This is a genomic window from Arthrobacter sp. Edens01, from assembly GCF_001307035.1.
Taxonomy (GTDB): Bacteria; Actinomycetota; Actinomycetes; order Actinomycetales; family Micrococcaceae; genus Arthrobacter_B.
Genome location: NZ_LKIU01000005.1, coordinates 511164 through 534560, shown reverse-complemented (window position 1 = coordinate 534560; position 23397 = coordinate 511164). Strand labels below are relative to the sequence as shown.

The 23397-nt window shown below is 66.1% G+C and carries 22 protein-coding genes; 5 read left to right on the top strand and 17 right to left on the bottom strand.

Features of this window, described 5'->3' with window-relative positions:
• Nucleotides 1-463: 463 nt before the first annotated feature.
• From tyrS to argC, 14 genes are all read right to left on the bottom strand, one after another.
• On the bottom strand, nucleotides 464-1789 hold the full coding sequence (gene tyrS, locus AO716_RS08625) for a tyrosine--tRNA ligase (RefSeq protein WP_055240508.1): 1326 nt from the start codon (nucleotides 1787-1789) through the stop codon (nucleotides 464-466).
• Nucleotides 1790-1802: 13 nt separating this feature from the next.
• Entirely contained in the window at nucleotides 1803-4070 is a 2268-nt protein-coding gene (locus AO716_RS08620; protein WP_055240507.1) for a UvrD-helicase domain-containing protein, read from the bottom strand.
• A gap of 110 nt (nucleotides 4071-4180) precedes the next feature.
• Complete coding sequence (locus tag AO716_RS08615) at nucleotides 4181-4738, bottom strand: adenine phosphoribosyltransferase (RefSeq protein WP_055240506.1); 558 nt, start codon at nucleotides 4736-4738, stop codon at nucleotides 4181-4183.
• 91 nt (nucleotides 4739-4829) lie between these two features.
• Entirely contained in the window at nucleotides 4830-5483 is a 654-nt protein-coding gene (locus AO716_RS08610) for a DNA-3-methyladenine glycosylase (protein WP_055240505.1), read from the bottom strand.
• Between the two features lie 40 nt (nucleotides 5484-5523).
• Nucleotides 5524-6393, bottom strand: a complete 870-nt coding sequence (locus AO716_RS08605) for an SRPBCC domain-containing protein (protein ID WP_055240504.1) — start codon at nucleotides 6391-6393, stop codon at nucleotides 5524-5526.
• Nucleotides 6394-6498: 105 nt separating this feature from the next.
• The gene (locus AO716_RS08600) at nucleotides 6499-7020 is read right to left on the bottom strand and encodes a pyridoxal 5'-phosphate synthase (RefSeq protein ID WP_055240503.1); all 522 of its coding nucleotides are present in this window, start codon (nucleotides 7018-7020) and stop codon (nucleotides 6499-6501) included.
• Nucleotides 7021-7119: 99 nt separating this feature from the next.
• Nucleotides 7120-8583 carry an argininosuccinate lyase gene (gene argH, locus AO716_RS08595; RefSeq protein WP_055240502.1) on the bottom strand — a complete coding sequence of 488 codons (1464 nt, stop codon included), beginning with the start codon at nucleotides 8581-8583 and terminating at the stop codon, nucleotides 7120-7122.
• A gap of 5 nt (nucleotides 8584-8588) precedes the next feature.
• Entirely contained in the window at nucleotides 8589-9797 is a 1209-nt protein-coding gene (locus tag AO716_RS08590; protein ID WP_055240501.1) for an argininosuccinate synthase, read from the bottom strand.
• Nucleotides 9798-9893: 96 nt separating this feature from the next.
• On the bottom strand, nucleotides 9894-10430 hold the full coding sequence (locus AO716_RS08585) for an arginine repressor (RefSeq protein ID WP_055240500.1): 537 nt from the start codon (nucleotides 10428-10430) through the stop codon (nucleotides 9894-9896).
• Entirely contained in the window at nucleotides 10427-11392 is a 966-nt protein-coding gene (argF, locus tag AO716_RS08580; RefSeq protein WP_055240499.1) for an ornithine carbamoyltransferase, read from the bottom strand. Before argF ends, AO716_RS08585 begins: the two co-directional genes overlap by 4 nt.
• Nucleotides 11389-12645 (bottom strand): acetylornithine transaminase, encoded by a 1257-nt coding sequence (locus tag AO716_RS08575; RefSeq protein WP_055240498.1) that lies wholly within the window; start codon nucleotides 12643-12645, stop codon nucleotides 11389-11391. The genes argF and AO716_RS08575 overlap by 4 nt, the downstream gene beginning before the upstream one ends.
• The gene (gene argB, locus AO716_RS08570; protein WP_055240497.1) at nucleotides 12642-13565 is read right to left on the bottom strand and encodes an acetylglutamate kinase; all 924 of its coding nucleotides are present in this window, start codon (nucleotides 13563-13565) and stop codon (nucleotides 12642-12644) included. Before argB ends, AO716_RS08575 begins: the two co-directional genes overlap by 4 nt.
• A 16-nt stretch (nucleotides 13566-13581) precedes the next feature.
• A complete protein-coding gene (gene argJ / locus AO716_RS08565; RefSeq protein ID WP_055240496.1) occupies nucleotides 13582-14751 on the bottom strand; it encodes a bifunctional glutamate N-acetyltransferase/amino-acid acetyltransferase ArgJ in 1170 nt (389 codons plus the stop codon).
• Nucleotides 14751-15782 carry an N-acetyl-gamma-glutamyl-phosphate reductase gene (argC, locus tag AO716_RS08560; RefSeq protein ID WP_055240495.1) on the bottom strand — a complete coding sequence of 344 codons (1032 nt, stop codon included), beginning with the start codon at nucleotides 15780-15782 and terminating at the stop codon, nucleotides 14751-14753. The genes argJ and argC overlap by 1 nt, the downstream gene beginning before the upstream one ends.
• Nucleotides 15783-15940: 158 nt before the next feature.
• Here argC and AO716_RS08555 point away from each other — a divergent pair, with 158 nt between their 5' ends.
• From AO716_RS08555 to AO716_RS08535, 5 genes are all read left to right on the top strand, one after another.
• Nucleotides 15941-16906, top strand: a complete 966-nt coding sequence (locus AO716_RS08555) for a quinone oxidoreductase family protein (RefSeq protein WP_055240494.1) — start codon at nucleotides 15941-15943, stop codon at nucleotides 16904-16906.
• Between the two features lie 211 nt (nucleotides 16907-17117).
• Nucleotides 17118-17741 (top strand): DUF2975 domain-containing protein, encoded by a 624-nt coding sequence (locus tag AO716_RS08550; RefSeq protein WP_152969922.1) that lies wholly within the window; start codon nucleotides 17118-17120, stop codon nucleotides 17739-17741.
• A 37-nt stretch (nucleotides 17742-17778) separates the two neighbouring features.
• Nucleotides 17779-17982, top strand: coding sequence for a helix-turn-helix domain-containing protein (locus tag AO716_RS08545; protein WP_321164372.1), 204 nt, complete (start codon nucleotides 17779-17781; stop codon nucleotides 17980-17982).
• A 219-nt stretch (nucleotides 17983-18201) separates the two neighbouring features.
• Entirely contained in the window at nucleotides 18202-18675 is a 474-nt protein-coding gene (locus AO716_RS08540; RefSeq protein ID WP_055240491.1) for a hypothetical protein, read from the top strand.
• 14 nt (nucleotides 18676-18689) lie between these two features.
• Nucleotides 18690-19022: a TfoX/Sxy family protein gene (locus AO716_RS08535; RefSeq protein ID WP_055240490.1), complete on the top strand. Its 333-nt coding sequence runs from the start codon at nucleotides 18690-18692 to the stop codon at nucleotides 19020-19022.
• On the opposite strand, the gene AO716_RS08530 is transcribed toward AO716_RS08535, so the two are convergent.
• The 3 genes from AO716_RS08530 to pheS form a co-directional block, all read right to left on the bottom strand.
• The gene (locus AO716_RS08530; protein WP_235472040.1) at nucleotides 19019-19639 is read right to left on the bottom strand and encodes an HAD family hydrolase; all 621 of its coding nucleotides are present in this window, start codon (nucleotides 19637-19639) and stop codon (nucleotides 19019-19021) included. The genes AO716_RS08535 and AO716_RS08530 overlap by 4 nt on opposite strands.
• 75 nt (nucleotides 19640-19714) lie before the next feature.
• Complete coding sequence (gene pheT, locus AO716_RS08525) at nucleotides 19715-22258, bottom strand: phenylalanine--tRNA ligase subunit beta (RefSeq protein WP_055240489.1); 2544 nt, start codon at nucleotides 22256-22258, stop codon at nucleotides 19715-19717.
• Entirely contained in the window at nucleotides 22259-23335 is a 1077-nt protein-coding gene (pheS, locus tag AO716_RS08520) for a phenylalanine--tRNA ligase subunit alpha (RefSeq protein ID WP_055240488.1), read from the bottom strand.
• Between the last annotated feature and the right edge of the window lie 62 nt (nucleotides 23336-23397).

Below are 23397 nucleotides of genomic sequence, written 5' to 3'. Positions count from 1 at the left end.
AAAAACCATTCCCAACCGGAAACTTTCTTTTCTTTTCGCACCGCTGTGGTGTTTTACCAGCATATTCCATCCAGGCCGTTTTAGCAATTCGGTGAATTCCCGAAATCTGCTCGAAACAACCAGATGATCCCACACGAAAACGAAGCTTTTTCGCGGCAAAGCCGTGAACCAGCCTCTGTTTTTTGTGGATTGGTCTCCGTCCGGGGATCTCCGTAAGCCTTGGCTTCCGGCGCCCCAACCGCGGCGACTCCAATTACTTTACACACCCCCGGGCACCCGTGCAAGCCGGACCGGGTGTGACCTCCTGCACCCCCGCCTGTAGCCCTGCATGCAGCCCGAAGCGGGGCCCCGCGGCACACAAACCGGGTTGGAATGCCTCCCGTCCCCAAGGAGATCCAGACAAGCAGGAAGGCCGGGCCCCCGAGGGAGCCGGCCTTCCAGTGCTGAGAGGTGTAACCGCCGGTTACTTGGCGGAGACCACCGCGGTAGCGAGGTTTCTCTTGCCTCGGCGAAGCAGCAGGTACTTGCCGTGCAGCAGTTCGGTCTCGCCGATGACGGCGTCGATCTCGGTTACTTTGCGGTTGTTCACGTAGGCTCCGCCTTCGGTGACGGTCCGCCGGGCTTCGGAGTTGGTCTTCGAGAGACCCGTAGCCACCAGCAGGTCGATGATGCCGAGGGCGTCAGTTCCGACCTCTGCCCGGGGCAGTTCGGCGGTGGCCGCGGTCAGCGTTGCCTCATCCAGTTCTTCGAGCGACCCCTGACCGAACAGTGCGGCCGATGCAGCGATGACCTTGTCCGTGGCATCGGTTCCGTGAACCAGGGAGGTCACGTCGTAAGCCAGGGCCCGCTGCGCTTCGCGCTTGTGCGGCGCTTCCTGAACCGAACGCTCAAGTTCCTCGATCTCCGCCTTGGAACGGAACGTGAAGACCTTGAGCCGGTCGATGACATCGGCGTCGGCAGTGTTGAGCCAGAACTGGAACATGGCGTACGGGCTGGTCATGGAACCGTCCAGCCAGACGGCATTGCCTTCGCTCTTGCCGAACTTGGTGCCGTCGGAGTTGGTGATCAGCGGAGTGCCCAGTGCATGCACCGTGGCGCCTTCAACCTTGCGCACCAGCTCGGTGCCGGAAGTCAGGTTGCCCCACTGGTCCGATCCGCCGGTTTCCAGCACGCAGTTGTAATCGCGGAAGAGCTGGAGGTAGTCCATGCCCTGCAGCACCTGGTAGCTGAATTCCGCGTAGCTGATGCCTTCGTCGGAGTTCAGGCGGGAGGCAACGATCTCCTTCTTGACCATGGTGCCCACCCGGAAGTGCTTGCCAATGTCACGCAGGAAGTCGATGGCGCTCATGGGCGCCGTCCAGTCCAGGTTGTTCACCATCCGGGCGGCGTTCTCGCCCTCGAAGCTGAGGAAGCGCTGCACCTGTCCCTGCAGGTAGCCGACCCACTCGTTCACCGTCTCTTTGGTGTTCATGGTGCGTTCCGCCGTCGGACGCGGGTCACCTACGAGTCCGGTGGATCCGCCGACGAGCGCGAGCGGACGGTGTCCGGCAAGCTGCAGACGCCGCATGGTGAGCAGCTGGACAAGGTTGCCCAGGTGCAGGCTGGGTGCCGTGGGATCGAAGCCGCAGTAATACGTGACCGGATCCCCGGCGAGGAGTTTCTCAAGTTCCGCCTCATCGGTGGAGAGCTTGATCAGCCCACGCCATTTCAGTTCCTGCCAGATGTTGGCAAAGCTCGGATCGTTCTGCTGGGCAGCAAGGCCCTCGGAGGTCTGGGTATTCTGTGGCACGCCTTCTAAATTATCAGGATTCGGCGGCGTCGATGCCCGCCGGGATGCCGTGCTCCGCAATAAGACGCAGCCGCTGGGTGGGACGGGTCATCGCAACGTACAGATCCCCCACCTTCCCGGCCGCTGCCGTAAGCAGTTCAGACGGTTCAAGGATGACGACGCCGTCGAACTCCAGTCCCTTGGCCTCCCGCGGGGAAATCACCACGATGTCCTGGCTCAGTCCCCCCGCGCCGGTGCCGACCCTGTCTCCGTACAGCGCCGTGATTTCCCTGCGGACTGTTTCCAGCCGGTGGTCCTCGGTGATGACGGCCAGCAGCCCGCCTTCAATTGCTGCGAGGTCTTCCGGCAGCGTCTCAAGGAGCCGGGTCAGGAGGCTGCCTTCGGGCACAGTATCCAGGAAAGGCGCCCACTGGCCTTCACGGACGGCCTTGGGAGCGGAAACCACCAGTCCGGCCGCATTGGCCATCCGGACGGCTGCTTCGGCGATCTGCGCAGGGGTGCGGTAGTTAACGGTAAGTTCTTCCAGGGTCCACCGCTCCCCCACGAAGGGCTCAAGCGCCTGCTGCCAGGATGTTGCGCCGGCGGCAGAGGACGTCTGTGCAATGTCGCCCACCACCGTGAAGGATTTCAGCGGGCAGCGGCGCATCAGCAGCCGCCACTGCATGGCCGAGAGCTCCTGTGCCTCGTCCACCACCACGTGGCCAAAGGCCCAGGTGCGGTCGACGGCGGCGCGGTCGGCAGCGGTGAGCCGCTGCTCGGTGGCCATATTGTGGTTCGCCAGGTCCTCGGCGGAAAGAATGCCGTGGGCTCCGGAGTCTTCCAGGAAACCTTCAGTGTTTTCGATGGCACGCTCGGCGTTGGCCAGGTCGCGCTTGCGCGCTTCTTCCAGCGCTGCGCTGTCCCGTCCGGCGGAGGCATCGAGTTCACCCAGCAGCTCGGCGGCTTCGTCCAGCAGCGGAACGTCGGACTCGGTCCACGGTGCGTCCGGGCTGCGCCGCAGTGCTGCGCGCTCGGCCTCCGTGAGTTCCGGGGCCGCCGCTTCAAGCTGCCCGGGCTTGCTGAAGAGTTCGCTGATGAGCTTCTCCGGCGTCAGCGGCATCCAGCACAGGTTCAGTGCCACGCGGACATCGCGGGAGCTTCGGACGTCCTCGGCGAGATAGGCGCGGTCGGTGCTGTTGCCCGCGCCGGCCGATTCCTCCAGGATCTCCGTCATCTGATCGGTCAGCTCGCGCAGGAGGATCTTCACGAAGGTCACACGCGCTTCGTTGTGCGGCTTGCCGGTGGCACGTGCACGGTCACGGGCACGGGCCACCTGCTTCGGGGTCAGCGTGATCCAGGTGCCTTCAATGTTCAGCCGCCTCGGTTCGGTGAAGTTCCGCTGCCGGTTCGCCACCGCGCGTGCAACGACGTCGGCCATCGACAGTCGGCCCTTGATCTCCGCTGCCGCGGGAGTCTCTTCTCCGGAGGCAGTGATGCCGGGCATCAGCTGGCCAAGACTGGACATAACGACGCCGGTCTCGCCCAGGGAAGGCAGCACACGCTCGATATAGCGGATGAACGCGTTGGACGGGCCGACCAGCAGCACGCCGGCGGACTTCAGCCGTTCGCGGTGGGTGTAGAGCAGATAGGCGGCGCGGTGCAGGGCAACGGCGGTCTTGCCGGTGCCCGGTCCGCCCTGGACCACGAGGGTTCCGGGCAGCGGCGCACGGATAATCCGGTCCTGTTCGGCCTGGATGGTGCCGACGATGTCCGACATCTGCCCCGTGCGCTTGGAATTCAGGGCGGCAAGCAGTGCGCCCTCGCCCTGCAGGTCCTGCCCCTCTTCAAGCATGGAATAGTCCAGGACATCATCTTCCAGTCCCTGGACGTCACGGCCCTTGAGCATCAGGTGCCGGCGGCGGCGCACGCCCTGCCGTTCAAATGCCGTTGCCTGGTAGAAAGTGCCTGCTTCCGGGGCACGCCAGTCGACCATCAGCCGCTGCAGGTCCGCCGTGGACAAGCCGATGCGGCCGATGTAGCGGGTTTCGCCGTCGTCGAGGTCCAGCCGGCCGAAAACCAGGCGGTCATCGACGGCCATCAGCTGCGCCAGCCGGTCCTCATACATGGTGGCAAACGCGTCGCGCTCGGACCGGTTCTGGTGTGAACCGGCAGAGTGGCTGCGCCGCACCTGGGCCAGCTGCTCTCGTTTTTCCTCGCGCAGCTCATCGAGCCGGTGGTACAAGCCGGCCACGTATTGGCGCTCGTTTTCCAGCTCCGTGTGGGCCGAAGACTCTTCAGGCATGTTCGCGTTCCCTCTCGCAAAGGCAGACCGTCAAGTTTACCGTGCTTCGGCACATTTTGTATGCCCTGTCCAGAGTGCGGCCGAGCCGCGGCCTGCCCGAGGGCAAAAGGCTAGTACGTGCGCAGCGAAAGGACCTTGTAGCCCGCCAGGTTTTCGCGTCCGCCCAAGCCGTCGAGTTCCAGTACGACGCCGATTCCGGCAACTGTGGAACCTGCGCGTTCAATCAGCCGGGCGGTGGCGCCAAGGGTGCCGCCGGTGGCCAGTACATCGTCGAGGACCAGGACCCGGGAACCGGCCGGAATGTCACCGATGTGTACTTCCAGGCTGTTGGTGCCGTACTCCATCGAATACGTCTCGTTGTAGGTGGGCCGGGGAAGCTTGCCCGGCTTGCGGACCGTGATGACGCCGTGGCCCGATGCGTATGCTGCAGCCGCTGCCAGCAGGAAACCGCGGGCTTCGACGCCCGCTACGTAGTCGAAGGTTCCCTCGAACCCGGCTAGCAGGGCATCGACCATGCCGCGCAGGGCAGGTCCGTCTGCGAAGACCGGAGTCAGGTCCCGGAAAATGACTCCGGGAGTTGGGTAATCCGGAACGACCGCGCACAGGCGGTCGATGGTCTCAAGAATGGATTCGGCAGGTACTACAGGAGCTGAAGCTTCGTCTTTCACCCATCCACCTTACCGGTCCGGCAACCGGACTCAGCGGTCCATCGCCGGATTCGGCCTGCGCCGCTTGTCACACTGAGGCGCTGCACCTGCGCTAGCGGCCCGTTGCCCTTGAAGTTGCTCCCGCCGGCCGCCGGCGTACGACGGCGGGCCGGTACTTGGAGACCGTGGGCTCGCCGGTGAGCCAGAAACGCCAGGGAAAGGCAGCGCCACCGCCTTCACCGCTGACCCCCACGCGCGGCCCCACGGAGATTCGGGCCGGATCTGCCGGCTGCGGGGGCAACTCGAGGCGCAGCGGCCCGCTAAAAACGTCGGCACCGTTCAGTTCGCGGTCGATCCCCAGCGCCTGTGCCAGCCGGGCCGGACCGCGGGCCAGGTCCAGGTCCGTTTTGGGTTCCTTCCTGCGGCGGCGGGCCGTGCCGTGTCCTTCCACGATCTCCCCTGCCCGCAGCAGGAGCCCGGTGGCCTGCCCTGCTTCACCGCAGACCACGTTGGCGCAGTAGTGCATGCCGTAGGTGAAGTAGACATAGAGATGGCCGGCGGGCCCAAACATGGTCGCGTTGCGCGCAGAGCGGCCGCGGAAGGCATGTGATCCGGGGTCGGCCTCCCCCAGGTAAGCCTCGACCTCGGTGATCCGGACGGCCACGTCCCCGTCCGGAGATTCGCGGCGGAGCACTGCGCCCAGCAGCCATGGGGCTGCTTCTGTTGCGGGAACGGCGAGGGCACTGCGCGGGTCGGAAGGATCCATTGACTCACCGTAGCAAGGCAGCCCGGGAGCTTCCGAAATCTCAGAGCGCAGTGCGGTAGAGCGCCTCCAGCGCACGCAGCCGGTGGGAGTTCGGGTTCGGGGTGCCGCCCTGAAGCCTGATAGCCGCTGAATCCAGGGCCAGGTGCCAGGCTGCCATCAGCGCGGCAGTGTCTTCCGGCGTACCGCCCGGGATGTACTGCCGGACGTGAAGCTTGGCCACTCCTCCATCTTCGCTGATTTCAATCTCCGCTTCCTGCCCCATGCCGAGGTTGCCGCTGGAACTTTCGACGGCGGAGCCCACGTCCTCGGCGGGGGCCCGGTACCAGCGTTCGAACTCGAGGGTCCTGCCGTCCGCAGCGTCCCTCACCGTCCCCATCGTGGGACTGACACCGAACTCGCGGGAGTACGCATCGCGCAGCGCCTCGCTGGATCCGGGTTCCTCCTGGGACGGCGATTCTCCGGCGGCGACGGCGCCAAAAGCGGCCATGATGCCCTGCCAGCCTGCACTGCCCTCGGCCAGGAAATCAGCGGTGTCCGTGTGCGCCCGGAAAGCCAGCAGCGCACCGCCGTCGGACTCCAGTACCTGCCAGTCAAGAACTGCTTCTTCACCAAGCTGGTCATCCCAGGTGATCTGGAGATTGGAGCGGGGACTGAGCTGGAGAACGGTCCCGGAAACGCCGCTTCCACCCATCTCCAGCGTGTATGCCTTGCCGAGTTCCCATCCCGGGCTGATCTGGCCCAGCCAGTTCTCCACCTTCTGCGGGTTGGTGAGGACATCCCAAATGTGGGCGGCGGGGTAATCGAGCTGCTTGTCGAAGGCCAGTACCCAGCCGTCACTGACTTTTTCGATGCGGCCCTCGGGAACCGGTCTGGATTCGGAGTTGCTGGACCCTGCTGGGGATTCGGACATGCCCCGGCCTTCCTGGACGTGGATGCTGACCATTTCAGGCTAGCGGCGGCAGCCGTCGTTCGGGAGGGGGTGCGGGCAGCTTGCACCGGGCGTGCGGAAGAGCGCCTAGAGCACGTACCTGTGCCGGATATGCCGCCGGCCCGGGTCTGCCTGCCAGAACTCGACTTCCCGCGGAGCCAGCGCGTAAAGCTGCCAGTCCGGGTTCTCGGAACCATCGGCGGCCGGCCGCTCCGCCCAGTCCCGGGCTGATGCTTCGGCGCTGAGCAGCACCACGTTTCCGGCCACCCGCACCTGTCGGCCGAGGCCGTGCCAGTAGAAGTTCATGGCCGCACGCGGATTCTCCTCCAGCTCCCGCCCCTTGCGGGAGGTGCGTGAGGTGGCGAAATGCCAGCCGTCGCCGTCGAGGTTCTTCAGGATCAGCATGCGGGAGGACAGGTTTCCGGCAGCGTCCGCCGTGGCGAGGGAGAACGCGTGCGGCTGGGGCACTCCGGCGGCCAGCGCCTCATCCAGCCAGGCCAGGAACAGCTCGGCGGGGTCCTCCGGTGCCTGCTCCGGATCGAAGCCGGGGAGGTTCTCGGCAAAGTCCGGCAGCGCCCGCAGGGTACGGCGAAGGTTCGAGTTGGACATGGCACCACGCTATCCCCTCCCCAAATCGAGATGGCAGAAACTGCCCGTATGACGCGTCAAACGGGCAGTTTCTGCCATCTCGATGGTGGGGGAAGGGGCTTAGGCAGCGAAGGCGCGGGCCGCGTCGAGCTGCTGCTTCAGCTCGGCCAGCTGCGACTCCACTGCTGAACGCGCAGTGCCGCCCTGGCTGCTGCGGCTGTCCAGCGAACCCTCGGTGGAGAGCACGGTGCGGACTTCCGGAGTCAGGTGCTCCGAGATGCCGGCGTATTCCTCGTCAGTCAGGTCCCAGAGTTCGACGCCGCGGGTTTCGGCGAGCTTCACGGCGGCACCGGAGAGCTCGTGCGCCTCGCGGAACGGCACGCCCTGGCGGACCAGCCATTCGGCGATGTCCGTTGCCAGCGCAAAGCCCTGCGGAGCCAGGGACTGCATGCGCTCGGTGTTGAAGACCAGGGTCGCGATCATGCCGGAGACGGCCGGGAGCAGCAGCTCCAGTGTGTCCGTTGCGTCGAAGACAGGTTCCTTGTCCTCCTGCAGGTCCCGGTTATACGCCAGCGGCAGGCCCTTGAGCGTGGCCAGCAGTCCGGTCAGGTCGCCGATGAGGCGGCCGGCCTTGCCACGGGCCAGCTCGGCGACGTCCGGGTTCTTCTTCTGCGGCATGATCGAGGAGCCGGTGGAGAAGGCGTCATCGAGCGTGACGAAAGAGAATTCCTTGGTCGCCCAGAGGATGATTTCCTCGCTGATCCGGGACAGGTCGACGCCGATCATGGCGGCAACCCAGGCGAATTCTGCGTAGACGTCGCGGGAGGCGGTGCCGTCGATCGAGTTCCAGGCCGCGGAGTCGAAGCCCAGGTCTGCGGCGACGGCGTTGGGGTCGAGCCCCAGCGAGGACCCGGCCAGTGCACCGGAACCGTACGGGGAAACCGCTGCACGCTTGTCCCAGTCGGCCAGGCGCTGCACGTCGCGCAGCAGGGCCCAGGCATGGGCCAGCAGGTGGTGGCTGAGCAGCACCGGCTGGGCGTGCTGCAGGTGGGTGCGGCCGGGCATGGCCACACCGAGGTGCTTCTCGGCCTGCTCCACCAGGGAGTCGATCGTGGCCAGCACACCGGCGGCGATGATCCGGGCGTGGTCGCGCAGGTACATCCGGCCCAGGGTGGCGATCTGGTCGTTGCGGGACCTGCCGGCGCGGAGCTTGCCGCCCAGCTGGGGTCCGGCGCGTTCGATCAGGCCGCGTTCCAGGGAGCCGTGGACGTCCTCATCCGACTCGGCCGGGAGGTAGGCGCCCGAGCGCACATCGGCGTCGAGCTCATCCAGTGCCTTGAGCATCCCGGCGAGTTCTTCGTCGGAGAGCAGCCCGGCTTTGTGCAGCACCCGGGCGTGCGCCCGGGAGCCGGCAATGTCATAGCCGGCAAGCCGCCAGTCGAAGTGGGTGGACTTGCTCAGGGCTGCCAGTGCGTCGGCCGGACCGCCGGCGAAGCGGCCGCCCCACAGTGCACCCTGGACCGTGGAGCCGCCGGCTCCTGGAAGGTTGGTCCCTGTTTCGATTGACGGCTTGCCGTTGACCATGTTCCTTACTTTCCTTCTGCCAGGCGCAGGTCGCGGGCCGAGGCGACCTTCGAGGACATGCCGAACAGCTCGATGAACCCGCGGGCCATCGACTGGTCGAATGTGTCACCGGTGTCGTAGGTGGCCAGGTTGAAGTCGTACAGCGAGGACTCCGACCGGCGGCCGGTGACCGTGGCGCGGCCGGCATGCAGGTTCATGCGGATGTCGCCGGAGACGTACTTCTGGGTGTCTTCGATGAAGGCATCCAGGGAGTTCTTCAGCGGGGAGAACCACTGGCCGTCATAGACCAGTTCGGTCCAGCGCTGGCCCACGGTCTTCTTGAAGCGGGCCTGCTCGCGCTCGATGGTGACGTTCTCGAGTTCCTTGTGTGCGGCGATCAGGGCCATGGCACCGGGAGCTTCGTAGATTTCGCGGCTCTTGATGCCTACCAGGCGGTCTTCGACGATGTCGATCCGGCCGATGCCCTGCGCGCCGGCACGGCGGTTCATTTCCTCGATGGCCTGCAGCGGGGTGACCGGCTTGCCGTCGATCGCTACCGGAACGCCTTCCTTGAAAGTGATGACAACTTCGTCAGCGGCAATGCCGGAGGCGGGATCGGAGGTGTACTCGTACACGTCCGGGGTGGGGCCGTTCCAGATGTCTTCCAGGAAGCCGGTTTCCACGGCGCGTCCCCAGACGTTGGCGTCAATGGAGAACGGGTTCTTCTTGGTGGTGACGATCGGCAGGTTCTTTTCCTCGGCGAAGGCAATTGCCTTGTCGCGGGTCAGGGCCAGGTCGCGGACCGGGGCGATGCACTTCAGGTCCGGGCCCAGGGTCTGGATGCCGACCTCGAAGCGGACCTGGTCGTTGCCCTTGCCGGTGCAGCCGTGCGAAACGGTGGTGGCACCGAATTCACGGGCAGCGGCCACCAGGTGCTTGACGATCACCGGACGGGACAGGGCGGAAACCAGGGGGTAGGAATCCATGTACAGGGAGTTGGCCTTCAGGGCCGGCATGGCGTACTCGGCGGCGAACTCGTCGCGGGCATCAGCCACGTAGGCTTCCACCGCGCCGCAGTCGAGGGCACGCTGGCGGATGGTCTCCAGGGATTCTCCGCCCTGTCCGACGTCGACCGCCACGGCGATGACCTCGGCGCCGGTTGCCTCGGCAATCCAGCCGATGGCTACAGACGTATCCAGGCCACCGGAGTAGGCCAGAACAATACGTTCGCTCACGAATGTGCTCCTCTTGCGATTGGTGCAGCGCGCACGCTGCGGTTTGGTTGTAAAAGTGGGGGAAAACCTGTTCCGGGGTGCCTGCCCGTCCAGGTTCTACAGTATGCGATTGTCAGGTGCCTGCCCGCTGGCAGTTGCCTCGTCCGCGATGGACAAAAAGCGTGCCGCCAGCTCCGCGCCGCCGTCGGGCTCCCGGGTGACCAGCAGCACGGTGTCGTCCCCGGCCAGGGTGCCCAGGATGGACGGCATGATGGAATGGTCGATTGCCAGGGCGAGGAAGTTCGCGGCGCCGGGCGGGGTGCGCAGCACCACGATGTTCCCGGAGGCCTCGGCGGTGACCAGCAGTTCGCCGCACAGGCGGGCGAGCCGCGCATCGAGCACTTCCGGGCTAATCCCGGACTGCGGGGTGCGTTCGCCTCCCTCGGAGGGAACGGCGTACACGAGCACCCCGTCCTTGCCGCGCATGCGCACGGCGCCGAGTTCCACCAGGTCGCGGGAAAGCGTGGCCTGATTGACCTGCACTCCGTCATCGGCCAGCAGCGCGGCCAGTTCTGCCTGCGACCGCACGGACAGTCCGGTCAGCAGCGCACGGATGCGGGCCTGCCGGGCTGTCTTGGTGGTGGGCATGGTCATACCGCTTCCTCCGGGATCCCGGTGAGGCCGGACCTCGCCATCAGCCAGACCATCAGTGCCTTCTGGGCGTGCAGCCGGTTCTCGGCCTCATCCCAGACCACGGACTGCGGGCCGTCGATCACGTCGGCGGAAATCTCGTAGCCGCGGTAGGCGGGCAGACAGTGGAGTACGACGGCGTCTTCCGCGGCCTGTGCCATGGCTGCGGAGTCCACGGCGTAGTTCCGGAACAGCTCCTGCCGGGCAGCTTTCTCGTCTTCCTGGCCCATTGAGACCCAGGTGTCAGTGGCGACGACGTCGGCTCCGGCAAGGGCTTCGGCGGCGTCCGTGGTGATCGTTACCGATCCCCCGGTTTCCTCGGCGCGGGCTGCCGCGGCGTCGACGATCTTCGGATCCGGCAGGTAGCCAACCGGTCCGGCGACCCGGACGTGCATGCCTGCGGTGACCCCGGCCAGCAGATAGGAGTTGGCCATGTTGTTGGCGCAGTCCCCCAGGTAGGTCAGCGTCAGGCCGGCCAGGGTGCCCTTGTGCTCGCGGATGGTCATCAGGTCCGCCAGGAGCTGGCAGGGGTGGTAGTCGTCGGAGAGCGCGTTGATGACCGGAACGGAGGAGTTCGCGGCCATCTCTTCCAGTCCGGACTGGGCGTAGGTGCGCCAGACGATGGTTGAGACCATGCGTTCCATAACCTTGGCCGTATCCGTGATGGATTCCTTGTGGCCCAGCTGGGACTCCCCCGCGCCAATGATCAGCGGGACGCCGCCCAGATCGGAGATGCCGGCGGCGAAGGAGACCCGGGTGCGCGTGGAGGTCTTGTCGAAGATGACCGCGACGGTCTGCCGGCCGGAGCCCTCACCGGCGTAGGGCTGGTACTTCCAGCGGTCCTTCTTCAGGGCGTCCGCAAGGTCCAGGACCTCAGCCTGTTCGGCCTGGGTCAGATCGGTGTCAACGAGGAAGTGGCGGGTCATGGCTGTCCAATCGTGGCCGCGGCGGCCTGCAGAAGGGCGGGGAGCTTGTCCAGGAAACTCTGCGCCTGGTCAGTGGTCAGGATGAGCGGCGGTGCCAGGCGAAGCGTCGCAGGCCCAGTGGCGTTGATGATGAATCCGGAGTCCAGGGCCGCCGTGACCACGGCTGGAGCAATCTCCTGCTCCAGGTCAATGCCGATCAGTAGCCCCTCACCGCGGACTTCGGTAACGCCGGCGGTGCCGCGCAATCCGTTCCGCAGGTACTCCCCTGTGGCCTGGACGTTCGCCAGGATGTCTCCGGATTCAATTGCGGAGAGCGTGGCCAGTGCGGCAGCGGTTGCCACGGGGTTTCCGCCGAAGGTGGTTCCGTGCTGGCCGGGGCTCAGCAGGGACGAAACGTCCGGCCCGAAGGTGATCAGCCCGCCGATTGGGAAGCCGCTGCCCAGTCCCTTGGCCACGGTCATGGCATCTGGAAGCACACCTTCGGAGGCGAACCAGCGTCCGGTGCGGCCGATGCCCGTCTGGACCTCGTCGAAGACCAGCAGCGCACCGGCGTCGCGCGTGATCTGCCGTGCTGCTTCCAGGTACCCGGCAGGCGGCACCCGCACACCGGCTTCACCCTGGATGGGTTCGATGAACACTGCGGCAACGGTCTCGTCCACGGCGGCACGCAGCGCCTCGACGTCCCCGTACGGAATGTGCTCGACGCCGGCGGGAAGCGGTTCGAAAGGCTCACGGTAGGCGGGCTTGGCGGTCAGCGCCAGGGCACCCATGGTCCGGCCGTGGAAGGCACGGTCCATGGCGATGATCCGGGTGCGTTCCGGCGTGGAGTTGCGCCGGGCGAGCTTGAAAGCGGCCTCAATGGCTTCGGTGCCGGAGTTGGCGAAGAAGACCTTGGATCCCGCCGGGGCCTGGGCGAGCTGCAGCAGCTTCTCGGCCAGCGCCACCTGGGTAGGACTGGTGAAGAAGTTGGAGATGTGTCCCAGGGTGTTCAGCTGGCTGGCAATCACGGAAGTGACGAACGGATGGGCATGACCCAGGGCGTTCACGGCGATTCCACCGAGCAGGTCCAGGTATTCCTTGCCGTCCGCGTCCCAGACCGTGCACCCGTGGCCGCGGACAAGCACGCGCTGCGGGGTGCCAAAGACACCCATCAGCGAATCGGTGTATCGTGCCAGCCATTCGCTGCCGGAACCGGCAGGGTCGACCACCGCGGACGCGGAGGGCTGCACAGCGGAAGTAGTGGGGTTGCTCATGCTTCTGCTCCGTCCGGAATGATCTGGGTGCCGATGCCGGCGGTGGTGAAGACTTCCAGCAGCATCGAGTGGGCCATGCGCCCGTCGACGACTGCGGCGCGGTCCACTCCCCCGTCCACGGCAGCCAGGCAGGCTTCCATCTTGGGGATCATGCCGGATTCAAGGGTGGGCAGCATATCCCGCAGTTCGCCGGCAGTGAGGGCAGAAATCAGCGAGGATTTGTCCGGCCAGTTGGCGTAGAGGCCTTCGACGTCGGTCAGGACCACCAGGCGGCAGGCGCCCAGTGCCACGGCAAGGGCAGCGGCGGCGGTGTCGGCGTTGACGTTGAGCACCTGACCCGTGGGGCTGCCGTCGGCGCCGATCTCCGGGGCGACCGTGGAGATGACCGGGATGCGGCCGGCTTCGATGAGGTCCAGGATGGCGCCGGGGTTCACGCCCACGACTTCGCCCACCAGGCCCAGGTCCACTTCTTCCCCGTCGATGACGGTTCCGGTGCGGACGGCCTGCAGGAGTCCACCGTCTTCTCCGGAGAGGCCAACGGCGTAGGGGCCGTGGGAGTTCACGAGGCCAACCAGTTCGCGGCCGACCTGCCCGGTGAGCACCATGCGGACGGCGTCCATGGCTTCGGGGGTGGTGACGCGCAGCCCGCCCTTGAACTCGGATTCGATGCCGAGCCGGTCCAGCAGGGCACTGATCTGCGGCCCGCCGCCGTGGACCACTACGGGGTGCACGCCCACGTGGTGGAGGAAGACGATGTCTTCGGCGAAGGCCTGGCGCAGTTCGTCGTTGATCATGGCGTTGCCGCCGTACTTGATCACGATGGTGCTGCCCGCGAAGCGCTGGATCCAGGGCAGGGCTTCAATCAGGGTGGCGGCCTTGTCCTGTGCCGCTGCCTGGTCCTGCTGGGTGGCTGTACTCATGCTGTTCTTTTCCCGCCTAGCTGCTGTACGCCGAGTTTTCGTGGACGTAGTCCGTGGTCAGGTCGTTCGTCCAGATGGTCGCGGACTCGGTGCCGGCAGCGAGGTCGATTTCAACGCTGACGGCCCGTCCGGTGAGGTCCACACCGTCGCGCGGTTCCCCGATGCCTCCGTTGCGGCAGACCTGAACGCCGTTGATGGTGACGTTGATCTGGTCAGGTTCGAACGCGGCGTCGGTGGTGCCGACGGCTGAGAGCACCCGGCCCCAGTTCGGGTCGTTGCCGAAGATGGCGGTCTTGAAGAGGTTGGAACGGGCGACGGCGCGGGAGGCGTTCTCGGCGTCGGCCACCGTGGCCGCGTGGACCGTAGTGATCGCGATGTCGTGGCTGGCGCCTTCGGCGTCGGTGATGAGTTGCTGGGCCAGGGAGTGGCACACCTCGGTGAGTCCGCGGGTGAACTCATCAGTGTCCGGGGTGGTGCCGGATGCGCCGGAGGCCATGAGGATCACGGTGTCGTTAGTGGACATGCAGCCGTCGGAGTCGGTGCGGTCGAAGGTGACGGCGGTGGCGGCGCGCAGGGCCGCATCCAGGGCAGCGGCGTCGAGGTCCGCGTCCGTGGTCAGGACCACCAGCATGGTGGCCAGGCCCGGTGCCAGCATGCCGGCGCCCTTGGCCATGCCGCCGATGCTGTAGCCGCTGCCGGTAAAGACTGCCTGTTTGGAGACGGTGTCCGTGGTCATGATCGCTTCGGCTGCCAGGGCACCGCCGTCGGCATCCAGCGCCGCTGCGGCAGCTTCGGCACCCGGGAGGATCTTGTCCATGGGCAGCTGCTCGCCGATCAGGCCGGTGGAGCAGACCAGCACATCGCCGGCGGAGATGCCGAGCAGGTCGGCGACTTTTTCGGCGGTGGCGTGGGTGTTCTGGAAACCCTGCGGGCCGGTGCAGGCGTTGGCGCCGCCGGAGTTCAGGAACACGGCGTCGGCCCGACCGTCGGACATCACCTGGCGGGACCAATGCACGGGAGCTGCAGCCACCCGGTTGCGGGTGAACACTGCGGCGGCTGCCTTGGACGGGCCATCGTTGACCACCAGGGCGACGTCTCGTCCGCCGGAAGCTTTGAGTCCGGCGGTGACGCCTGCGGCACGGAATCCGGCCGGCGCGGTGATGCCGGTTGCTGCGGTGGTGGTCATTACGGTGCTACTCCCTGCAGGGTGAGCCCGGTGGTCTCTTCGAGGCCCAGGGCGATGTTCATGGACTGGACAGCGCCGCCGGCGGTGCCCTTGGTGAGGTTGTCGATCACGGCGGAGACAATCACGCGGCCGGCGTGCGGATCGTAGGCGAGCTGCAGGGCGGCGTAATTGGAGCCGACCACCATCTTGGTGGCCGGCCACTGGCCTTCGGGCAGCACCCGGGCAAACGGTTCATCGGCGTAAGCCGCTTCCCACGCCTGGCGCAGGGCGGCGGCGTCGACACCGGGGCGGACCTTCGCCGTTGCGGTGGTGAGGATGCCGCGGGCCATGGGGGCCAGCGTCGGGGTGAAGGAAATGGAGACCTGCTCCCCCGCTGCGGCGGAGAGGCCCTGTTCGATTTCCGGAGTATGCCGGTGCCCGCCGCCTACGCCGTAAGGGCTCATGCCGCCCATCACTTCGGAGCCGAGCAGGTGCGGCTTCGCTGCCTTGCCCGCGCCGGAGGTGCCGGAGGCAGCGACGATAACGACGTCGTCGGGCTCCAGCAGTCCTGCTGCGAAACCGGGGGTGAGCGCCAGCAGCGAGGAGGTGGGGTAGCAGCCGGGAACGGCAATCCGGCGTGCGCCGCGCAGCATTTCGCGGTGGCCGGGCAGCTCGGGCAGGCCGTACGGCCAGGACCCGGCGTGCGGGGAGCCGTAGAACTTCTGCCAGGCTGCGGGATCGGTAAGCCGGTGGTCAGCGCCGGCGTCGATCACCAGGGTGTCTTCGGACAGCTGGGCGGCGATCTCTGCACTGGCTCCGTGCGGCAGGGCCAGGAAAACGACGTCGTGGCCGGCCAGGTTTTCCACCGTGGTGTCCACGAGCACACGGTCAGCCAGGGCGTGCAGGTGCGGCTGGAGTTCGCCGAGCCGGGAGCCGGCGTTGCTGTGGGCGGTGATGGCGCCAATTTCGACGCCGGGGTGGCCGGCGAGCAGGCGCAGGACCTCTCCCCCGGCATAGCCACTGGCACCTGATACAGCTACGGAAATCGTCATGCCAACCACCCTACAGCAGTTTTATGCATGAGGCTTCATAATTATGCAATGTGACTTCGGCGGGCACGGATCCGTGCCTCCCGGCCGACGCCGCCCTACGATGGGTTCGAAGGTCGTGAACCCGGTTACAGCCGCCAAACCATCGGAAGAGGCATTCCATGCATAAGGCCATTGTCGTCCCGAAAGCGGGCGGACCCGAAATCCTGCGCTATGAAGACGTGGATCTTCCGGTTCCCGGCCCCAACGAACTGCTGGTGAAGGTCGCTGCCGCCGGCGTGAACTTCATCGACACGTACCAGCGCAGCGGCGTCTACAAGATGAACTACCCCTTCATCCCCGGTTCGGAGGCTGCGGGAACCGTGGTCCAGACGGGTATGGACGTCGCCGCTTTCAGCGATGGAGACAGGGTGGCGACGGCGGAAGGCGGCGGCGCCTATTCGGAATACATGCTGCTGGATGCTTCCAAGGCACTGCCCGTGCCCCGCGACGTGAGCAGCGAAGTGGCTGCCGCTCTTCCACTGCAGGGTATGACGGCGCATTACCTGTGCAACTCCACCTATCCGGTCCAGTCCGGGGAAACCGTCCTGACCCATGCCGGTGCCGGCGGAGTCGGCCTTCTGCTGACCCAGCTCCTGAAGGCTAAGGGCGCCACGGTAATCACCACGGTTTCCACGGACGAGAAGGAAGCGCTGGCCTCGGCGGCCGGCGCGGACCACGTTCTGCGCTACGACGGTTTCGCTGACCGGGTCCGCGAGCTGACGGACGGGCGCGGCGTGGACGTGGTGTTCGACGGCGTCGGCGAGGCCACGTTCGACGGTTCCCTGGCCAGCCTTCGTCCGCGCGGAATGATGGTGCTGTTCGGCGGAGCGTCGGGCCAGGTGCCTCCGTTCGACATCCAGCGGCTGAACGCCCTGGGCTCGCTCTACCTGACCCGGCCGACCATAAGGGATTACCTGCTCAGCGCCGAGGAGCGGCAGTGGCGTGCGCGCGAGCTGTTCGAAATGGTGGAGGCCGGAACCCTGGATGTCCGGATTGGTGCCACCTATCCTCTGGCCGACGCTGCCCGTGCGCATGAGGACCTTGAGGGCCGGAAGACGACCGGCAAGGTGCTGCTGGTTCCGTAGGCCGGCCGGCCCTGGTTCTTGGGCTTCATCAGCGTCCCCGCCGGCCCTTTCTTGGTTTCCCTCCGCTTTGTCCCAAACGCTCCGGTTCGCGGCGGAGGGATCTGCACAAACCGGAGCGATCCCGATTCTCTCGACAGTGTTGCCATCCGCACCAACCCGTTATATCGTTTATCAATATTATTGACAATCGATATGGGGAATGATGACGAACGTGACGCACACCAGAAAACCGAAGTCCGTCCAGTTGGCGGTGATCTCGGTTTGGATCGTTGCCTGCCTCGCAGCACTCGGTAGTGCTGCGGAGGCATTCGTGACGATCTTCGGCCGGACTCCGTTGGCCTTCGGGGGTGCTGATCCGCGGGTGCAGCTCGTTATGCTCCCCCAAATCAATCAGGCGGAACTCCGTGAGGGTGCAGTTGGCTATCTGGTGGATATTCCGTTGTGGCTGCGCGTGCTGTGTGCGACCCCTGCACTGCTTTACATTGTCATGGCACTGGTGGCCGCGTTCCTCATCGCGAGAGTCCTGCAGGAAATCTCTGCCGGACGGCCGTTCACAGCGCGGGTACGGAAGAATCTACTGGCCCTTAGCTTTCTCCTGATTGGAGCTGGGCTTCTGTACGGCACGCTCGACGCTACGGCAAACCGGGCCGTCTTTGAGGTGGCGAGCAATTTCGGCACCGAAGGTTTCCCGCTCGGCGCGGATTACGCAGTAATCAGCACCGACGCTCCCCGGTGGCCGTACTTCATGATCACCAGCGGCGTCGTTGGCCTGGCGCTCTCCAGCGCTTTCAAGGCAGGCGGACGGCTGCAGGAAGAGACGGACGGACTTGTCTGACACTCGATCCGCTGCCGAGCCAGCCAGCGGCCACCGAGTGGTGTGCCATCTGGATAAGGTGCTGCTCCAGCGGGGAATGACGTTGACTGAGCTTTCAGTGCGGACCGGCATAACCATGGCAAACCTTTCCATCCTCAAAACGAACAAGGCCAAGGCCGTTCGGTTCACCACCTTGACAGCCGTCTGCGACGCTCTGGAAACCACGCCGGGCGAACTCTTCAGCATCGAGCCTCGGACTTGAAACTGTTTGTCAGCGTCTAGGCCCGCTGCCGGCTTGCCGGTTCCGCTCCACTTTGTGGCAATCGCTCCGATATGCCGCGGAGCGATCTGCACAAAGCGGAGCAGATCCGGGTTCTGTTGCCGGTTTGGGGGTTGCTGCCTGATCCAAGCGGCAGCAGAAGTGCGAACCGGTCGGATCTTCCTGAACAGGCAGCAGAATCTCCGCGCATCCCCCGCCCCCGTGTCCGATACCTCGGCTGCACTGCGGGCGCCGCGCGTTTGTGCGATGCTCGACGCCATGATGAGCGCACAAGGCCCGGATCGGGTCGCGCAGGTCGACGCCGTCAGCATCGCACTCGCCGCTGCCGGCATTCTGAGCGGCAACCTGCTCGGACTGCCGCCCGACGCACAGGCGGCCCAGCTGATGCTGCTATTCACCGGACTCGCCGCTGCCCTCCAGGTGATCAGGGACCGCCGGGCCGCCGCAAGACACGAAACCTTCCGCACATTCCAACCAACAGGCAAGCGCCTGGCGGGAACTCTGCTGTTGCTGGGAGTAGTCGTCGTCCCCGTAGCTCTTTACGTCAGCTCGATTCCGGGGCACGGTTGGATAGCGATCGGATATCTGCTGATTGGCATGGGAATGACCGCCCCGCTCCTGGTGGCGAACCGGAAAACCAGTTCGACAGATCCCGTGGGCAACCGTCCTTACTGAAAGGCGGCACGATTATGCAGTCGGACCCAGCGCAGGAGACCCTGGCACAGCGCATCCGGCAGAACCTGTCCTCCCACCCTGACGTCCGGGAGAAAAACATGTTCGGCGGCGTCGCCTTTATGGTGGACGGACACCTGGCGGTGTCGGCTGGCCGGGACGGGGACCTGCTGGTTTGTGTGGATCCGGCGCATTACCAGGATCTGCTGATCGCCGGCGGCCAGCCCGCCGTCATGGGCGCGGGCCGTCCGATGGGCGAAGGATGGATGAACGTTCCCATGGACATCATCGCGGACGGTGAAGCCCTGGACTGGTGGATCTCCGTCGGCCGTACGTCGCGGGGCGGCTAGGCCGGATCGGCGAGCAGAGCAAATTCCTTCCGCAGGTCCGTGCCCTCCGTGTGCAGCACCACTTGCATGCCCAACGCCTTGGCGGCTTCGATATTCGCCGGATTGTCGTCAATGAAGACCACGTCTTCGGGGGCTACACCCAGGCCGTCAAGGACGTGCCGGTAGATCCGCTCATTCGGTTTGACCATGCCCAGCCGGCCGCTGAAGTAGCGGGCAGCAAAGAACGCCGGCCAGGACGACTCCGACTCGTACCGGTAAGACATCTCCGCCGGCATGTTTGAGAGCAGCGCCAGCTGCGCGCCCTCCCCCGCCAGGAACTCCAGCACTTTCAGGGTGTGCGGATTGAGCCGGGACCACTGCCGGGCGTCCAATTCTTCGAGCCGCGCCAGCTCCTCTTCGTCCACACGCCGGCCGAGGACCGAAGCCCAGTAATCCTCGGGACTTAGCTCACCGCCGTCGTACTCCAGCCGGGTGGCCCAATAGGGACTCGATGCTGGCTGGAGATCCAGTCCGGTGACTTCCCGGAGCGCATCCCAGTCTTCCGGGAGCGGCGCGGCGGAGATCACCATGCCGTAGTCGAAGAGGTACCAGGTGCCGGGGCGGGAAAGAGTGCTCACCCGCTACAAGCTAGCAAAAGCGCGCAGAGCCCCGCCGGAAAATTCCGGCAGGGCTCTGCGCGTTTTGAGGTGGAACTACCGCTGCACGGCACCAAAACGCTCGGCGGCCAGCGCGACGGCGGCCGCCCGGGATTCGGAGGCCTCGTCGGCGGTCAGCGTGCGGTCATCGGCGCGGAAGCGCAGGGCAAAGGCCAGGGACTTGTGCCCCGGCTCGATGCCCTTGCCGGTGTAGACGTCGAACAGCGCGATGTCTTCCAGCAGGTCGCCGGCACCTTCACGCAGGGTTTCCAGCACGGACTCGGCAGGGATCTCCTCGCCCACAATGAGCGCCACATCCTGCGTGGTGGCCGGGTACGTGGAAATTTCCTTCGCCACGATCACGTCCGGTGCTGCGTCGAAGAGAGCATCGGCGTCGAGCTCCAGCGCCACGGTGCGGGCCGGCATGTCCCGCGCTGCGAGCAGCTTCGGGTGCAGTTCACCGGCGTACCCCACGGTCTCACCGCTGCGCAGCGAGATCCTGGCGGTGCGTCCCGGGTGGAAAGCCTGGTGTTCGCCTTGGCCGATGACCAGTTCGACGCCGAGCACGTCGCCCATGAGCCGGGCGGTGTCGACGGCGTCGGCCCAGTCCCAGGCACGCGGAGTGTGGCCGGCGCCGGCGGGTGACTCGTGGCCGGTGAACAGTACGCCGATGTGCAGCGGCTGGTCCGGGATTCCGTTGTAGAGGCCGTCGAGGACCTCTTCCGAGGGCTTGACACCCAGCGGCGGAATCGACTCCGTGCCGTTCTGCTCCCCCGGAAGGAAGACGAGCGCGGATTCGAAGAGCGCCAGGTCCCGGAAGCCGCGTGAAAGGTTCCGCTTGGCGACGTCGAACAGGCCCGGCAGCACCGAGGTGCGCAGGTAGCCGAACTCGGCGGAGAGCGGGTTGGCCAGCTTCATGGCCGGGCGTTCTTCGCCGGCCACCGGGGTGCCGAAGGTGTTGTTGTCCGCTTCGGTGACGAAGGGGTAGGACAGCACTTCGGTGAGGCCCGACGCCGCGAGGGACTGCTGCAGCCGGCGGCGCTGCTGCTGGACGCGGGTCAGGCCGCGGCCGGGAGGAGCAACCGGAAGGGTGGAGGGGATCTTGTCGTAGCCCACCAGCCGGATGATTTCCTCGGTGAGGTCCTCACGGGTTTCCAGGTCGGTCCGCCAGCTCGGGGGAACTACCCGGAAGCCGCCGTCGGCCTTTTCAACGTCTGCGCCCAAATCGGTGAGCGTGCCGGTGATCTGGTCCTCGGTGAACTCCAGGCCGATCAGCCTGGCCGGGAAGTCCGCCGGCAGGAAGATGCTGCGGGTTTCCGGTGCGGTTCCGGCGTCGGTGATGGATTCGTCGGCGGTGCCGCCGGCCAGTTCCACCAGGAGGTCGACGGCGCGCTGGGCAGCGATGTCCGCGACGTACCAGTCAACGCCGCGCTCGAAGCGCTTGGACGCCTCGGACGGGAGCTTGTGGCGGCGGCGCGAACGGCCAATCGAGACTTCCTCGAAGTGGGCGGCCTCAATCAGGACGTTCTGTGTGGCGTCGGAGACCTCGGTGGCATTGCCGCCCATCACGCCGGCGATGCCAATGGCACCGGAGCCGTCAGTGATCAGCAGGTCCTCGGGGTCCAGCGTGCGGACCTTGTCATCCAGGGTCTTCAGCGTCTCGCCCGGGTTGGCGCGGCGGACCACGATCTCGCCCGTGAGCTTGTCCAGGTCGTAGAAGTGCAGCGGCTGGCCGAGCTCGAGCATCACGTAGTTGGAGATGTCCACGACCAGCGAGATGGACCGCATGCCGGCCAGGCGCAGGCGTGAGGACATCCACGGCGGCGTCGGGCGGGTGGGGTCCACGCCGCGGACGGTGCGTGCCACGAAGCGGTCGCAGCCGGCCTTGCCGTAGATCGGGGCTTCGTCGGCCAGGCGCACCGGGTACCCGGCGCCGTCGGCTTCCGGAACCTCCACCGTGGCCGCGGGGTCGGTGAACTTGGTGCCGGTGGCGTGGGCGTACTCGCGGGCAGCGCCGCGGATGGAGAAGACGTAGCCGCGGTCCGGGGTGACGTTGATTTCCGCCGCCTGGTCGTAGAGGCCCAGCAGCTCCATCGCGTCGGTGCCGACCTCGGGATCAAGACCCAGGGTGGAGAGCACCAGGATGCCGTCGTGGTCTTCGCCGATGCCGAGTTCACGCACGGAGGCGATCATGCCGGCGGAAACGTGGCCGTAGGTCTTGCGCGGGCTGATCCGGAAATCACCGGGCAGCACGGCGCCGGGCAGGGTGACAACAACCTTGTCCCCCACCTCGAAGTTGTGCGCGCCGCAGACGATGCCCTGCACGCCGGACGGGTCAATGCCGTCACCGGTCAGCGTCTGCTCAGCGCCCTCCGGCACCACCCGGACGGAGCACCAGTTGATGGTCTTGCCGTTCTTCTGCGGCTCGGGCTCCTTGGAGAGCACCTGGCCGACCACGATCGGGCCCTGCAGTTCGTCGGTGGGACGGTGGACGTCCTCTTCCTCCAGGCCAACCTTGACCAGCTCTGCCATCACGTCTTCGGCGGTTGCATCCGCCGGCACCTGGGCGTACTCGCGCAGCCAGGAAAGTGGGATTCTCACTTAGATCTCCATCCCGAAGTGTTCGCTGAAACGTACGTCGCCTTCGATCATGTCCCGCATGTCGGATACTTCGTTGCGGAACATGAGGGCACGCTCAATGCCCATGCCAAAGGCAAAACCTGAATAGACCTCGGGGTCGATTCCCGCGGCGCGCAGCACGTTGGGGTTGACCATGCCGCAGCCGCCCCACTCGATCCAGCGCGGACCGCCCTTGGCGCCGGGGTGCCAGATGTCCAGCTCGGCGCTGGGCTCGGTGAACGGGAAGTAGTTCGGGCGCAGCCGTACCTTGGCTTCGTCGCCGAAGAGCACACGGGTGAAGTGCTCCAGGGTGCCGACCAGGTCTGCCATGGTGAGGCCCTTGTCGATCGCGAGGCCCTCGAACTGGTGGAACACCGGGGTGTGCGTGGCGTCGAGTTCATCGGTGCGGAACACCTTGCCGGGACACAGCACGTAGATCGGCAGGTCGCGCTCGAGCATTGAACGGACCTGCACCGGGGAGGTGTGCGTGCGCATCACCAGGTGCGCTTCGGGGGGCTCCACGAAGAAGGTGTCCTGCATTTCGCGGGCAGGGTGGTCCGGCTTGAAGTTCAGGGCGTCGAAGTTGAACCATTCGGATTCAACCTCGGGACCCTCGGCGACTTCCCAGCCCATGCCCACGAAGATATCGCTGACGCGGTCCTGCAGGGTGGAGAGCGGGTGGCGTCCGCCCATGCGGCGGCGGCGGGGAGCTGCGGTGACATCGACGGCTTCCTCGACGAGGATCCGGGCATCACGCTCAGCTTCAAGCTCAACGGTGCGGGCGGCGAGCGCCTGGTTGATTCGTCCGCGGGCCGGGCCAACAACCTTGCCGGCGGCGGCTTTCTGGTCCTTGGGCAGCGATCCGATCTGGCGGTTGGCCAGGGACAGCGGGGACTTCTCGCCGGTCACGGCGATGCGGACGTCCTTGAGGGCATCCAGGTCCGCTGCGGAGCTGATCGCGGCGAGCGCTGATTCAACGGCAGCGGCTATCGCTGTCTCATCAAGCGGATTGGGTGCCGCGTTGTCTGGGGAGTCCGTCCCCGGTATGGAATTCGACATGTACCGTTCTTACCTGTTTCCGGCCGTGTTGATGTGGGTGAAAGCAAAAGGGATGCTGCAGG